11 protein-coding genes are annotated in these 14,206 nt (G+C 72.6%); 7 read left to right on the top strand and 4 right to left on the bottom strand.

What is annotated here, in order from left to right; translation table 11 throughout:
• Positions 1-133: 133 nt before the first annotated feature.
• Positions 134-2,707, bottom strand: coding sequence for an aminopeptidase N (pepN, locus tag ABZ923_RS30060; RefSeq protein WP_361477665.1), 2,574 nt, complete (start codon positions 2,705-2,707; stop codon positions 134-136).
• Between the two features lie 112 nt (positions 2,708-2,819).
• Between pepN and ABZ923_RS30055 the strand changes: the two genes are divergently transcribed.
• The gene (locus tag ABZ923_RS30055; RefSeq protein ID WP_361477663.1) at positions 2,820-3,296 is read left to right on the top strand and encodes a DUF1203 domain-containing protein; all 477 of its coding nucleotides are present in this window, start codon (positions 2,820-2,822) and stop codon (positions 3,294-3,296) included.
• Positions 3,297-3,379: 83 nt separating this feature from the next.
• Here ABZ923_RS30055 and ABZ923_RS30050 read toward each other — a convergent pair whose 3' ends face one another.
• A complete protein-coding gene (locus ABZ923_RS30050) occupies positions 3,380-4,399 on the bottom strand; it encodes an aspartate-semialdehyde dehydrogenase (protein WP_361477660.1) in 1,020 nt (339 codons plus the stop codon).
• A 329-nt stretch (positions 4,400-4,728) separates the two neighbouring features.
• On the opposite strand from ABZ923_RS30050, the gene ABZ923_RS30045 reads away from it, so the two are divergent.
• Positions 4,729-5,277 carry a sigma-70 family RNA polymerase sigma factor gene (locus tag ABZ923_RS30045; RefSeq protein WP_361477668.1) on the top strand — a complete coding sequence of 183 codons (549 nt, stop codon included), beginning with the start codon at positions 4,729-4,731 and terminating at the stop codon, positions 5,275-5,277.
• 1 nt (position 5,278) lies between these two features.
• Positions 5,279-6,166 (top strand): hypothetical protein, encoded by an 888-nt coding sequence (locus ABZ923_RS30040; protein ID WP_361477657.1) that lies wholly within the window; start codon positions 5,279-5,281, stop codon positions 6,164-6,166.
• 77 nt (positions 6,167-6,243) lie between these two features.
• Here the strand turns inward: ABZ923_RS30040 and ABZ923_RS30035 are convergent, their stop codons facing one another.
• A complete protein-coding gene (locus tag ABZ923_RS30035; RefSeq protein ID WP_361477654.1) occupies positions 6,244-9,540 on the bottom strand; it encodes a S8 family serine peptidase in 3,297 nt (1,098 codons plus the stop codon).
• Positions 9,541-9,695: 155 nt separating this feature from the next.
• Positions 9,696-10,238, bottom strand: coding sequence for a CGNR zinc finger domain-containing protein (locus ABZ923_RS30030; protein WP_361477651.1), 543 nt, complete (start codon positions 10,236-10,238; stop codon positions 9,696-9,698).
• A gap of 127 nt (positions 10,239-10,365) precedes the next feature.
• On the opposite strand from ABZ923_RS30030, the gene ABZ923_RS30025 reads away from it, so the two are divergent.
• The 4 genes from ABZ923_RS30025 (at position 10,366) to ABZ923_RS30010 (ending at position 14,116) form a co-directional block, all read left to right on the top strand.
• The gene (locus ABZ923_RS30025; RefSeq protein WP_361477648.1) at positions 10,366-10,812 is read left to right on the top strand and encodes a VOC family protein; all 447 of its coding nucleotides are present in this window, start codon (positions 10,366-10,368) and stop codon (positions 10,810-10,812) included.
• A gap of 2 nt (positions 10,813-10,814) precedes the next feature.
• Positions 10,815-11,672: a pyridoxamine 5'-phosphate oxidase family protein gene (locus ABZ923_RS30020; RefSeq protein ID WP_361477645.1), complete on the top strand. Its 858-nt coding sequence runs from the start codon at positions 10,815-10,817 to the stop codon at positions 11,670-11,672.
• Between the two features lie 9 nt (positions 11,673-11,681).
• A complete protein-coding gene (locus ABZ923_RS30015) occupies positions 11,682-12,164 on the top strand; it encodes an NUDIX hydrolase (protein WP_361477643.1) in 483 nt (160 codons plus the stop codon).
• A gap of 200 nt (positions 12,165-12,364) precedes the next feature.
• Positions 12,365-14,116, top strand: coding sequence for a TIGR03767 family metallophosphoesterase (locus ABZ923_RS30010; RefSeq protein WP_361477640.1), 1,752 nt, complete (start codon positions 12,365-12,367; stop codon positions 14,114-14,116).
• The last annotated feature ends 90 nt before the right edge of the window (positions 14,117-14,206 follow it).

Genomic DNA, 14,206 nt, shown 5'->3' with positions numbered 1-14,206 from the left:
GCCCGCCCCCCCCCCCCCCCCCGCGGGTGTGTCGGGCAGTGGATTGCCTGCGCTTGCACGGAACAGCTGAGGAGACCGCACACGAAGGGGCGCCCGGACGGGATGCCGGGCGCCCCTGCTGTGGTGCGGGTGGTTACGCGGCGGCCGCCGCGTCCGCCGCCTGGGCCCTCAGGGCGCGCTCGACGCCCGCGCGGGACTCCGAGACGAGGCGGCGCAGGGCCGCGGTCGGCTCGGCGGAGGCCAGCCAGGCGTCCGTCTTGGCCAGGGTCTCCTCGGAGACCTGGACCGACGGGTACAGGCCGATGGCGATCTGCTGGGCGATCTCGTGCGAACGGGACTCCCAGACGCCCTTGAGAACCTCGAAGTACCGGTCCGTGTACGGCGCGAGCAGCTCCCGCTGATCGGTCTGCACGAAGCCGCCGATCACGGCCTCCTGCACGGCGTTGGGCAGCTTGTCGGACTCGATGACCGAGGACCAGGCCTCCGCCTTCGCCTCCGGCGTCGGGCGGGCGGCGCGGGCGGTGGCCGCGTGCCGCTCGCCGGCCGCCGTCTTGTCCCGCTCGTACTCGCCGGCGATCTCCGTCTCGTCGTACCGGCCGACGGCCGCGAGCCGCTGGACGAACGCCCAGCGCAGCTCCGTGTCGACGGCCAGGCCCTCGATGGTCTGGGTGCCGTCGAGCAGGGCCTCCAGGAGGTCCAGCTGCTCCGGGGTGCGCGCGGTCGCCGCGAACGCCCGCGCCCAGGCCAGCTGGTGGTCGCCGCCCGGCTCGGCGGAGCGCAGGTGGGCCAGCGTGGCGTCGGTCCAGCGGGTCAGCAGGGACTCGCGGGTGGCCGGCGCGGCGTACAGGTCGATGGCCAGCTTGACCTGGCGGTGCAGGGACTGCACCACGCCGATGTCGGACTCCTTGCCGATGCCGGACAGCACCAGGGAGAGGTAGTCGCGGGTGGCCAGCTCGGCGTCCCGCGTCATGTCCCAGGCCGACGCCCAGCACAGGGCGCGCGGCAGGGACGCCTCGAAGTCGCCCAGGTGCTCGGTGACGGCCCGCAGGGACTCCTCGTCGAGGCGGACCTTCGCGTACGACAGGTCGTCGTCGTTGAGCAGGATCACCGTCGGGCGGTGCCTGCCCGCCAGCTGCGGTACGGCGGTCAGCTCGCCGTCCACGTCCAGCTCGATCCGCTCGGTGCGCACCAGCTTGCCGGCGTCGGAGAGGTCGTACAGACCGATCGCGATGCGGTGCGGGCGCAGGGTCGGCTCGCCCTTGGCGCCGGCCGGGAGCGCCGGGGCCTCCTGGCGGACGGCGAAGGAGGTGATCAGGCCCTCGGCGTCGGTCTCCACCTCCGGGCGGAGGATGTTGATGCCGGCCGTCTCCAGCCACTTCTTCGACCAGGTCTTCAGGTCGCGGCCGGAGGTCTCCTCCAGCGCGCCCAGCAGGTCGGACAGGCGGGTGTTGCCGAACGCGTGCCGCTTGAAGTAGGCCTGCACGCCCTTGAAGAACTCGTCCTCGCCGACGTACGCGACGAGCTGCTTGAGCACGCTCGCGCCCTTGGCGTACGTGATGCCGTCGAAGTTGACGAGCACGTCGTCCAGGTCGCGGATGTCCGCCATGATCGGGTGCGTGGACGGCAGCTGGTCCTGCCGGTACGCCCAGGTCTTCATCGAGTTGGCGAACGTGGTCCACGAGTGCGGCCAGCGGGAGCCGGGAGCGGCGGCCTGGCACGCGATCGACGTGTACGTGGCGAACGACTCGTTCAGCCACAGGTCGTTCCACCACTCCATGGTGACCAGGTCGCCGAACCACATGTGGGCCAGCTCGTGCAGGATGGTCTCGGCGCGCACCTCGTACGCCGCGTCGGTCACCTTGGACCGGAAGACGTACTGATCGCGGATGGTGACCGCGCCCGCGTTCTCCATCGCGCCCGCGTTGAACTCGGGCACGAACAGCTGGTCGTACTTCTCGAACGGGTACGCGTAGTCGAACTTCTCCTGGAACCAGTCGAAGCCCTGCCGCGTGACCTCGAAGATCGCGTCCGAGTCGAGGAACTCGGCGAGCGAGGGACGGCAGTAGATGCCGAGCGGCACGGACTGGCCGTCCTTCTCGTACACGCTGTGCACGGAGTGGTACGGGCCGACGATCAGCGCGGTGATGTACGTCGAGATCCGCGGGGTCGGCTCGAAGACCCAGACGTTGTCCTTGGGCTCCGGGGTCGGCGAGTTGGAAATGACGGTCCAGCCCTCGGGCGCCCTCACGGTGAACTGGAAGGTGGCCTTCAGGTCGGGCTGCTCGAAGGAGGCGAAGACGCGGCGGGCGTCCGGGACCTCGAACTGCGTGTACAGGTAGGCCTGCTCGTCCACCGGGTCGACGAAGCGGTGCAGGCCCTCGCCGGTGTTGGTGTAGGCGCAGTCCGCGACCACCCGCAGGACGTTGGGCCCCTGGAGCAGCTCCGGCAGCGCGATCCGCGAGTCCTCGAAGACGTCGGCGGGGTCCAGCCGGTCGCCGTTGAGCACCACCTCGTGGACCTCCGGGGCCACCAGGTCGATGAAGGACGCGGCACCGCCGCGGGCCACGTCGAAGCGCACCGTGGTCACGGACCGGTAGGTACCGCCCTCCTGCGCGCCGGAGAGGTCGAGATCGATCTCGTACGAGTCAACGGTGAGCAGCTCGGCCCGCTGCTGCGCCTCTTCGCGAGTCAGGTTTGTGCCAGGCACGCGGTCATCTCCTCGTTATGTGTCGGTTGCGTCATCCTTCCATGGGACCGACGGGGAACGCGATGTCCGCATCCCGCCGGTGGGCGCGCCGCGGCGGCGGGACGCTGGGCGCATGACGACATACACCGTGCGCCCCGTCCCGGCCGGGGTCCTCAGGGAGCTGCGCACCGCCGACGACGCCGGCCGGCCCATGGCCGCCGCGCCGGACGCGGAGGGCGGCTCCCCGCTGCGCTGCTGCCTGCGCCACAGCACACCGGGCGAGCCGATCGCCCTGGTCTCGTACGCGCCGCTGCGCCGCTGGGCGGCCGAGACGGGCGCCGACCCCGGTGCCTACGACGAGCAGGGGCCCGTCTTCATCCACGCCGAGGAGTGCCCCGGCCCGGCCGGCGACGCCCTGCCGTTCACCGACGACCACCGCACCCTGCGCCGCTACTCGGCCGACGGCCGCATCCTCGGCGGCCGGCTGGTGTCGGGTGCGGACGCCTTCGCACCCGCCCTCACGGAGGCCTTCGCCGACCCGGAGGTGGCGGTGGTGCACGTACGGGCGGTGGAGTACGGGTGCTTCCTGTACGAGGTGCGGCGGGGCTAGGACAGGCTGCCGGCGGCACCGGTGCCGGCGCGGGCATACGGAAGGGGCGGCCCGGCCGGGCCGCCCCTGATGAGCCGTACGGGTTACTTGCCGGACAGCTCCGCCGCCACCAGCTCCGCGATCTGCACCGCGTTCAGGGCGGCGCCCTTGCGGAGGTTGTCGTTGGAGATGAACAGGGCGAGGCCGTTGTCCACCGTCTCGTCGCGGCGGATGCGGCCCACGTACGACGGGTCCTGGCCGGCCGCCTGCAGCGGGGTCGGGATGTCGGACAGGGCGACGCCCGGCGCCTTCGCGAGCAGCTCGGTGGCGCGCTCCGGGGACAGCGGGCGGGCGAAGCGGGCGTTCACCTGGAGGGAGTGGCCGGAGAAGACCGGCACGCGCACACAGGTGCCGGAGACCTTCAGGGCGGGGATCTCCAGGATCTTGCGGGACTCGTTGCGCAGCTTCTGCTCCTCGTCGGTCTCGTTCAGACCGTCGTCGACGAGGTTGCCGGCGAAGGGCAGCACGTTGAAGGCGATGGGGCGCTTGTAGACGTTCGGCTCGGGGAAGTCGACCGCCGCGCCGTCGTGGGTGAGCTTGTCGGCCTCGGCGGCCACCTTCTGCACCTGGCCGTGCAGCTCGGCCACGCCCGCGAGGCCCGAGCCGGACACCGCCTGGTAGGTGGCGACGACCAGGGCCTCCAGGCCGGCCTCCTCGTGCAGCGGCTTGAGCGCCGGCATCGCGGCCATCGTGGTGCAGTTCGGGTTGGCGATGATGCCCTTGGGCCGGTCGGCGATCGCGTGCGGGTTCACCTCGGAGACCACCAGCGGGACCTCGGGGTCCTTGCGCCAGGCCGAGGAGTTGTCGATCACGACGGCGCCCTGCGAGGCGACCTTTTCGGCCAGCGCCTTGGAGGTCGCGCCGCCCGCGGAGAAGAGCACGATGTCCAGGCCGGTGTAGTCGGCGGTCGCCGCGTCCTCCACCGTCACGCCGTCCAGCACGGTCCCGGCGGAACGGGCCGAGGCGAACAGGCGCAGCTCCGTGACCGGGAAGTTCCGCTCCGTGAGGATCCCGCGCATGACCGTGCCGACCTGACCGGTGGCTCCGACGATTCCGACCCTCACAGCGACTCCCTCTTTGTGTCTCTTGCCTGACCGGGGCTTTTCCATCATGCGGCCGACCCCGGTCCACCTGTCCAATTCTTTGTGCCGTGTGCCCGAGGAATGGGACACGAACAGCCGCCCGGCGGTTCCGGACGTTCGCCGGGCACCCCGCTGAGCTGCAGAAATTCCCTCGGCCGCAGGTCCGCGCCGGAAGCTGTGCTGTCCCGACCCTGCCCGTGCGGGCGTGGCCCATACGAAGGTGTGACGTACGCCTCTGCGCCGGTCCGGCACCGGCCGAACGTTTCGGCCCGCTGCCACGTCGTAGGGGCAAACGCGTGAGGGGGTGGCTTGTGCTGCGCGGAAGGGCGCGCCGCGACCAGGGGGTGTACGCCGCCGGTACGGACCGGGCGGGCGACGATCCGCTGGACGCGGCCCAGGAACGCCGGGTGCGGGCGGTGCTCGCGCTCGGCGGCGTGCCGCAGTCGGACCTGCCGGACGGGGTGCAGCAGGTCCGGCTGCGGCTGCTGGAGCGGGCCGCGAGCGGCCGCGAGGCGCCGCGGGACGTGTCGGCGTGGGCGGCGGTGGTCGCCTCCAACCTGGCCATGGACTGGCACCGGGCCAAGCGGCGCCAGGAGCGGCTGGGGGAGCGGCTGGCCGCCCTGCGCGAACCCGCGCACGCCTCCGGCGAGGAGACCAGCCTGCTGTCGCTCGCGGTCGCCCGGGGCCTGGACGGGCTGCCCGCCGCCCAGCGGCAGGTGGTCGTGCTGCGCTTCTTCGCGGACCTGCCGGTGCGGGCCATCGCCGAGGAGCTGGGCGTCCCGGAGGGCACGGTCAAGAGCAGGCTGCACACGGCGGTCCGCGCACTGCGCGACCGGCTGCACGAGGACGAGGTGGTGTGACATGACCGCCGACCACGAGAACGCACGGGGCGCCGGGAGCGCCGGTGGGCGCGGGGAGTACGACGGCATGGACGCCCTCATGGCCGCGATCACCGGCGATCCCCTGCCGGAGGAGGCCCGGCGGGACCCCGCCTTCCTCGCCGAGCACCGGGCGGCCGAGGCCGACGTGGCCGTGCTGCGGGACGAACTGGCCCGGCTGGCGGCGGCCCTGACGGGGGACGAGGTGCCCGCAGAGGCGGGGGCGCCCGAGGCGCCTGCCGGGGCCGGGGAGATCCGCACCCCGCAGGACACGCCCCCGCCCGCCCGCCGCCCCCGGGGCCGTACCCGCCCGGCCGGACCGCCCCGGCCCCCGCGGCCGGGCCGGCCGGGCGGGCCCCGGCGGGCCCTGCGGATCGCGCTCGGCTCGCTCGCCGGCGCCGCGGCCTTCTCCCTGGTCCTGGGTTTCGGGTGGCTGGTGACGCAGGCCGGCGGTGGCGCGGACGACGCGAACGGGGCGTCGGCCAAGGGCGACGCGGGGAGCCGGGAGGCGGCGTCCAGCGTCCGTCCGGCGGACCCGGAGCGCGAGCTGGCCTGTGCGCGGCTGGTCGTGGAGGGCACGGTGACGAAGGTGGAGCGGGACGAGGGCTCGTCCGGGAGCCGGGTCACGCTGACCGTGATCCGCTCCTACAAGCCCGCGCACGGCCCGGCCGAGGTCGGTTTCCTGCTCGCCGCGGACACCCGGCCGGCCCCGCGCCCGGGCCAGCACGTGCTGGCCGGTGTCGGCCGGGGGGAGCGGTACGCGACCCTGTGGTCCGTCGGCGCCGCCCGCGTCTCCGCGGACCGGGACTGGATCACCGACGCCCTGCCGGCCGCCCGCTCCCTCCCCTGCCCCTCCGCCACCGCGCCCTGAGCCGGACGGAACGGCGGCGGACGTGAAGAGGGGCGGGGTCCGTCAGGACGCCCGCCCCTCCCGAGTGCGGCAGGCCGTTACGGCGTGACCTTCTCGATCTTCACGCTGCCGGTGCCCGCGACCGTGCCGCGGCTGTTCACCAGCTGGACACGGCCGAAGAACTCACGGCCGGCCGGGGCCTGGGCGGCGGCCGTGACCTGGCCGGTCACCGTGGCCGAGTCACCCGTGCCGAGCTCGACCGGGGCCGAGCCGTCGACCGTGACGGAACCGAGCGCGGTGGAGAAGAACACGTCCCGGTAGTCGTAGTCGGTGGAGCCGGACGGGACGGAGTAGCCCACGACCTCGACGGTGTAGGTGCCGGCGGCCGGGGACGGCACGGACACCGCCTCCTCCGAGTCACCGTCGGCGGACTTGCCGACCTCCTTGCCGGACGCGTCGTACACCGCCAGGTCCAGGTCGGCCGCCGTGTCGGAGACACCCCCGATGGCGACGTCGAGCGAGGTCGCGCCGGCCGGGACCTCCACCGTGGTGGTCTGGGTCTCGCCCTCCTTGATGGCCGGGCGGGTCGTCTTGGCGGAGCCGAGCGGACCGCCGGTCAGCTTGCCGTCCAGCGCGGCGAACCGGTTGGTCACCTTCCAGGAGGCGGTGGCCGGGGTGCCCACCTTGGCCTCGGGGACGGTCACCGTCTCCGGGTCGAAGGCCGCGCCGAGGACGGTGACGTCCAGCCGGTACGGGTTGTCGAGCAGCGGGGAGGTACGCCGGGACTCGACCTCGACCTCCCAGACGCCGGGCTGCGGGGCGGCGTAGGAACGCACGTCGGGCTTGCAGCCGTTGCCGTCGAGGTAGTTGTTGTAGCAGTACGGCGTCGAGGTGTTGTCGGACGGGACGCCGTACGGGTGGATGGCGATGAACCGGGTCTGGCTCTTGTCCTTCAGCCCGCCGATCGCGACCTCCAGCGACGTCGCGCCCTCGGGCACGCTCACGAAGTACGACCGCGTGCTGTTGCGCTGCACCGAACCGGAGGCGGAGTACGTGTACTTCACCGGGGCCGCGACCACGACGGTGGACAGGATCTGCCGGTCGACGCCCTCGGTCCGCGGGTCGTCGACCTCCAGGATCGCGCTCTTGACGCCCGCGGACCCCGGGGCCGCCTGCACCTTGACGGTGACCGGCTGGTTCAGCGGCAGCCTGACGTCGTCGTCGCCGACGATCCGGAAGGTGCCGCCGGCGTTGTTCGCGAAGTGCAGCTCGTGCCGGACGGCCTTGTCCGGGCCGGAGGTGCGGGTGATCGTGACCTCGTACGTCTTCTTCTCGCCCGCCTTCAGGCCGCCCTCGCGGTCGTACAGGCCGGTGCCGAAGCCCGGGGTCTTCAGCGCGTAGTCGATCGCGGTGTCGACCGGGGCCTTGACGGTGTACTCGTGGGCGGTGGCGCCGTCCTTGACGGCGTCCCAGGCGTCCACGATGTCGATCAGGCCCGCGCCCTCCTCGTACGCCTGCACACCCTTGATGTGGTCGGCGGTCGAGGTCAGCGCCGTGCGGAGCCTGGCGGGCGTGAGGTCGATGCCCTTCTGCTTCGCGGCGCTCAGCAGCAGCGCGGAGGCGCCGGCGGCCTGCGGGGAGGCCATCGAGGTGCCCTGGAGCATCGAGTAGCCGGCCGGCAGCGAGTAGCCCGCCTCGGCGACCGGGGAGCCCGGCAGCCAGGTCTGGGTGGTGTTGATCGCGGCACCGGGCGCGCTCAGGGTCGGCGTGAAGCCGCCGTCCTCACGCGGGCCGCGCGAGGAGAAGGGCATCATCGCGTACTTCTTCTCCACGGCCGAGCCGTAGTTGGCGGCCCACGTCTCCTTGGAGATCGCCGCGCCGACCGAGATCACCTTGTCGGCCAGGCCGGGGTCGCCGATGGTGTTGGCGCCGGGCCCGGAGTTGCCGGCGGAGATCACCAGCTGGACGCCGTAGGTGTCGATGAGCCGGGTGTACAGCTCGGCGCGTGCGTTGTTGCCGTCGTTCAGCGCGGGCAGGCCGCCGATCGACATGTTGACGATGTCGACCCCGCGCTTGGTGACGAGGTCGATCATGCCCTCGGTGAGGGCGACGTTGGTGCAGCCGCCGGTCCAGGTGCAGGCCCGCGAGGAGACCAGCTTGGCGCCCGGGGCCGCGCCGTTCATCTTCCCGCCGAACAGGCCGTTGGCGGCGGTGATGCCGGCGACATGGGTGCCGTGCTCGGACTCGATGACGCCGATGTTGACGTAGTCGGCCTTGGCGCCGGAGGAGTTGTAGACGACGTCCTTGCGGGTCTCGACCACGAACGGGACGCGCTCGGCGACGTCCGTCGCCGGGTCGTCGGTGCCGAAGTAGCCGACCTGGTAGTCGTCCTTGTAGGGCTTCATCGGCGTGTCGTCGGTGAAGTCCAGGTTGTCGTTCGTGTCGACGCGGACCGTGCCGGCGGCCGGGTCGTACAGCACGCCCCAGGCGTCGGTGGTGTCGCCGTCGCGGTTGAGGTCACCCTTCTCGTCGCCGCCGGCGGTGGCCGACTCGTACATGTAGTTGAACTTGTACGAGCCCTCGGGCGCGGTGAACTTCTCCGTGCCCTGCGAGGCGGTGGTGATCGAGAAGGACGGGCCGGCGACGCCGGTGGTCATCCGGCGCCAGGTGCCGTCGCCGTCGGCGACCGGGTCGGTCGCGGTCACCCAGTCGACGATCTTCCGCTCGCCGGTGGTGGTCTTCTGCAGCGCGGGGTGGCCCAGGTCGATGCCGGAGTCCAGGATGCCGATGGTGATGCCGCGGCCGTCCGCCTTCGGGTGGTCCTCGACGAAGTCGACGGCACCGGTCTCGAAGGACGGGTTGTACGGGTTCGCGGCGGGGGTCTTCTTCCCCGGCGCGGGGTAGGTGCCCTTGCCGGCCGCGGACTTGGCGCCGTTCGGCGCCGGGTCGTCGAGCGGGATCTCCTGCTTGAGGTCGATCGCCTGGACGGAGGAGAGCTTCGCGGCGGCGGCGATGGCCGATTCCGCCCGGCCCGTCGGGACGGTGGCGCGGACGTAGCCGAGCCTGTCGTCGGTACGGCCCACCAGGCCGCCCTCGACCGCGTCCAGTTCCCCGGCGACCTGCTCCGTCTTCCCGGGCGAGGTCGCGATCATCATCGTGACGTTCTTGTCGCCGTCGGCCTTGGCCTCGGCGAGCAGGGCGGCGTCGTCCGAACCGAGCTTGTCGTGGGCGGACTTCACGCCGGGGTCGGCGGCCGGGGCGGGCGGGGTGTCGGCGGCGAGGGCCAGGGGTATCGGCCCGGCCGCGGAGAGGGCGGCCACCACGCCCACGGCCACGGCTATGCGGGCCAGGCGTCTCGGGCCGGGTATGGGATCACGCTCGGGCGTGTGGGTCATCGGCATCCCTCAGGTCAAGGAACGAGCGAACGAGAGCGCTCAGCCTGGCCCAAGGGTCCTGATTTTGGTGACCGTTGACCGAATCGAAATGAATGTATGGGGAAAACCCGCGATGGGATCCGGGCGGAATCGTGCCGGTTCGGCCCGGATTCCGGTCAGTGCTCCTTCGAACGCGCGTAATGCCGGGACGCCTTGGCCCGGTTGCCGCACGCGGCCATCGAGCACCAGCGGCGGGTGCCGTTCCGGGAGGTGTCGAAGAAGTACAGGATGCAGCTGCCGCCGGCGCAGGTGCGGATCCGCTCCGGGGCCCGGGTGAGCAGGTCCAGGTAGCTGCGGGCGGCGAGCCAGGCCGGACCCCAGGCGGGGTCGGCGAACTCGGGCTCCTCGGCCGGGCCGCCGGCGGTGAGCCGGGCCCGGATCCGCCCGTGCTCCAGTACGGCGTCCACGAGCGGCGCCGCCCGATGCGGCGACCCGTCCACCGCTGCCTTGATCGCCTCGCGGGCGGTGCGCAGGTGGCGCAGCACCTCCGCGTCGGCCGGGTGGTCCCCTGCCAGCCCGTTGCCCGTGAGCCACACCGCCAGCCCCGCGGTGTCCGCGAGCAGGTCCTGGGGGGCGCCGTCCCGGTTCCACCGGGTGTTGAGCAGGTCGAGCGCGAGCGGCTCGCCGGTGAGCGGGCGGGGATCGGGGGCGGTGGACATCGGGCACTCCTCCTCGACTAACCAGTCAAGCGTACGTGACCGGTTGACGCGTCCGGAACTAACCCTCTAACGTGAGGTTCAACGGTTAGATATGCATGCCCGGCAAGGGCACGCCGAAGGGACAGCCATGACCTTGCGCACCGGCCACACCGGCCTGAACGTCACCGACCTCGACCGCTCGCTCGCCTTCTACCGGGACGTCCTCGGCTTCGTCCTGCTCGCCGAGGGGAAGGAGGACGACCGGCGCTACGCGTTCCTCGGCGCCGACGGCGACCAGCCCGTCCTCACCCTCTGGCAGCAGGCGCAGGGGTCGTACGACGGTGGCCGGGCCGGACTGCACCACCTCGCGTTCACCGCCGACTCCCTCGACCGGGTCCGGGAGTACGAGACGGCGCTCAAGGCCGCCGGGGTGGAGTTCGCCCACGAGGGTGTGGTCGCCCACCGGGAGGGCTCGGCCTCCGGCGGCATCTTCTTCCACGACCCGGACGGCACCCGCCTGGAGATCTCCGTCCCGCACGGCGCCGAGAGCGCCCCCGCCCCGCACGCCTCCGCCCCGACCTGCGGCTTCTTCTAGTCATGGGCGTGTACCACGCGGGGTCGCGGGCCGTGCAGGACCGGGCCGGCGTCCGGGACCGCGCCGACCACGTGGGCCGCTCCCTGGGCCAGGACATCAAGCCGGTCGCGGCGGCGTTCCTGGCGCAGCAGCCCCTCCTGATCGTCGGCGGGCCGGACCCGGGGACGGGAAGGGTGTGGGCGCACGCCCTCACCGGCACACCGGGTTTCGTCCGGGCGACCGGGCCCCGGCGGGTGTCGGTGACCGCGGCTCACCCCTTCGGCCGGGGAACCGCCGTCGGCACCATCGCCCTGGACCCCCGCACCCGCCGCCGCATGCGCCTCAACGGCCGCCTCACGCCGACCGCGACCGGCTTCACCGTCGACGCGGACCAGGTCTTCTCCAACTGCCCCAAGTACATCCAGCGAAGGGAGTCGTACGAGACGGTCGACCGCACCCCCGGCACCCCCCGCCACCTCACCGGACTCGGAACCGCGGAAGCGGACTTCATCGCGGCCGCCGACACCTTCTTCCTCGCCACCGTGCACGGCGCCGGCGCCGACGCCAGCCACCGCGGCGGCAACCCCGGCTTCGTCCGGGTCACCTCGCCGCACGAGCTGACCTGGCCGGACTACTCCGGCAACGCCATGTTCCTCAGCCTGGGCAACCTGCACGCCGACCCCCGCGCCGGCCTGCTCTTCCTGGACTGGGAGACGGGCAGCACCCTCCAACTGACCGGCGAGGCCCGCACCGGATTCGCCGAGGACGGCACCCGTACCGTCCGCTTCACCCTCACCGAGGCCCGGTGGACCCCGGACGCCCTGCCGTTGCGCTGGTCCGCGCCGGAATATTCGCCCGCCAACCCGGAGCCGGCGCGTTAACGTCCGCCCATGCGACGGAAATTGAGGGTGGCGGCCTACGCCGTGTGCGTCCGTGACGGACAGATCCTGCTCGCCCGGTCACCGGCGCCCGACGGCAGGCCCGAATGGGTGCTGCCCGGCGGCGGCATGGAGCACGGCGAGGACCCGTACGACACCGTCCGCCGCGAGGTCGCGGAGGAGACCGGTTACCGCATCGAGGTGACCGGTCTGCTCGGCATCGACTCCTCCCGTCACGTCTTCCCCGGCGGGCGCCCGCCGCGCCGCACCGACCACCACGGGGTGCGGATCGTCTACGAGGGCGAGATCACCGGCGGTGAACTCCGTTACGAGGTCGGCGGCTCCACCGACCTCGCCGCCTGGCACGACCTGGCCGCCGTACCCGCACTGACCCGCATCCGGCTGGTCGACACCGCGCTGCGGCTGTGGCGCGAACGCCCACCGCACGGACGCCTGGCGGACCGTCCCGTACCCCGGCAGATGAACGAGGAGTGACCGGCCCCGGGCCGGCCGCGATCCACTCCGTGACCGCGCCCGGTACCCCGTGATCCACGTACGGTGATCGGCGCTGCGCGTTGCCGCCGCGTTCACGCACAGGCCATCCCCGCTGCCAACGATCCACAGTGAGCGGGACGTTCGCGTCCGCGACGGCCCGCGACCACTGCCGACGCGTTCGCACTCGGGGAGATCGCGCCATGTCGCGCATACGCTCTGTCACCACCTCCGCTGCGGGGGTCAACCGCCGTACCGTCCTCGCCGCCGCCGGAGCCGTCTCGCTCTCCGCGGGCGTCGGATACGCCCTGCGTCCCACCGACAGCCAGGCCGCCACCCCCGCCGGGGCACCGGTCGCCCGGTCCCGGCAGGCCTCCGCCGCGGCCCCGCTCGCCCCCTACACCAAGGGCACCACGCTCGCCTCCGTCGCCGCCCCGCGGAACGGCTCCGGATACCGCCGCCTCGGCGACGGGCCCGGCTGGAAGCGGGTCGTACGCGACGAGCTGGCCGCGCCCCGGTCCGGCCGGGCGGGCCGCCGCACCGCCCTGGCCGCGTTCGTGCAGTTCACCGACCTGCACCTGATGGACGTCCAGCACCCGCTGCGCCTGGAGTACCTGCGCTCCCACGACGTGCACGCCTGGCGCCCGCACGAGGCGCTGACCGTGCCCGGCGCGATCTCCCTCGTGGAGCGGGTCAACGCGCTGCGCGGCGCGCCCGTCACGGGTGCCCCGCTGCACTTCGTGATGACGACCGGCGACAACACCGACAACAACGCCCACTCCGAACTGGAGTGGTTCATGAAGGTGATGAGCGGCGGCCGGATCAGCCCGAACTCCGGCGACCCCGGGCACTACGAGGGCGTGCAGAACAGCGGGCTGAAGCTGTACTGGCAGCCCGGCTCCGCCACCCGCGACCACGACAAGGCGCTCGGCTTCCCCCACCTGGAGCAGTTCCTGGCCGCCGCGGTCCGCGAGGTGCGCAGCCCCGGGCTCGGCCTGCCCTGGTACTCCACCGTCGGCAACCACGACGCCCTGCCGCTCGGCTGCTACGGCTCCCACGGCGACCGCTACCTCGCCGAGGCGGCCATCGGCGGGAAGAAGCTGATGAGCGTCTCCGCCGCCGACGCCAAGAAGCTCCAGGACGCCATCAAGAACGCCAAGGACCCCAAGGGGGCCGGCTACCGCGACTTCCTCAAGGCCCACGCCCGCTCGATGCGCTCGGTCACGCCGGACGAGAAGCGCGCCCCGTACACCCAGGCCGACTACCTGAAGGCCCACCTCGACCCCGCCCACCAGGGGCACGGCCCGGTCGGCCACGGCTACTCCTCGGCGAACCTGGACGCGGGCACCCAGTACTACGCCTTCCGCATCTCCGACGACGTCATCGGCATCAGCCTCGACACCACCGACGCCGGCGGCCACTACGAGGGCTCCGTCGGCACCGCCCAGCTGAAGTGGCTCGACCGGACGCTGAAGGACAACAAGGACTCCTACGCCGTCGTCTTCAGCCACCACACCAGCAAGACCATGACCAACACCCGGCCCGACCCGGCCCGCCCGGGGGAGCGGCGGCACGACGGCGCCGAGGTGATCTCCGTGCTGTCCGCCCACGCCAACGTGCTGGCCTGGGTGAACGGCCACATCCACAAGAACGTCATCACCCCGCACCGGGCCTCCGGCGGGCGCTCCTTCTGGGAGATCTCCACCGCCTCGCACGTCGACTACCCGCAGCTCGCCCGGATCATCGAGCTGGTCGACAACAAGGACGGCACCGTCTCCCTGTTCACCACGCTGATCGAGTCCGCGGCCCCGCACCGCACCGACTACGCCGACCTCTCCCAGACCGGCCTCGCCGCCCTCTACCGCGAGCTGTCCTACAACGCCCCCGGCGCCAACACGACCCTCGCCGGCGGTGCGGCCGACCGGAACACCGAGCTGGTGCTGAAGAAGGGCTGAAAGTCACTCAACCGGTCTACATGCGGGCAACCTTCGCACAACACCCCCGGGTCCCTCCCCCCGACCGCACCGCACACCACAGGTTGGGGA

It is taken from the genome of Streptomyces sp. NPDC046881, from assembly GCF_040645015.1.
Classification (GTDB): domain Bacteria; phylum Actinomycetota; class Actinomycetes; order Streptomycetales; family Streptomycetaceae; genus Streptomyces.
Note: the sequence above shows the minus strand (reverse complement) of the source record. Positions and strands in the feature narration are given on the sequence as shown.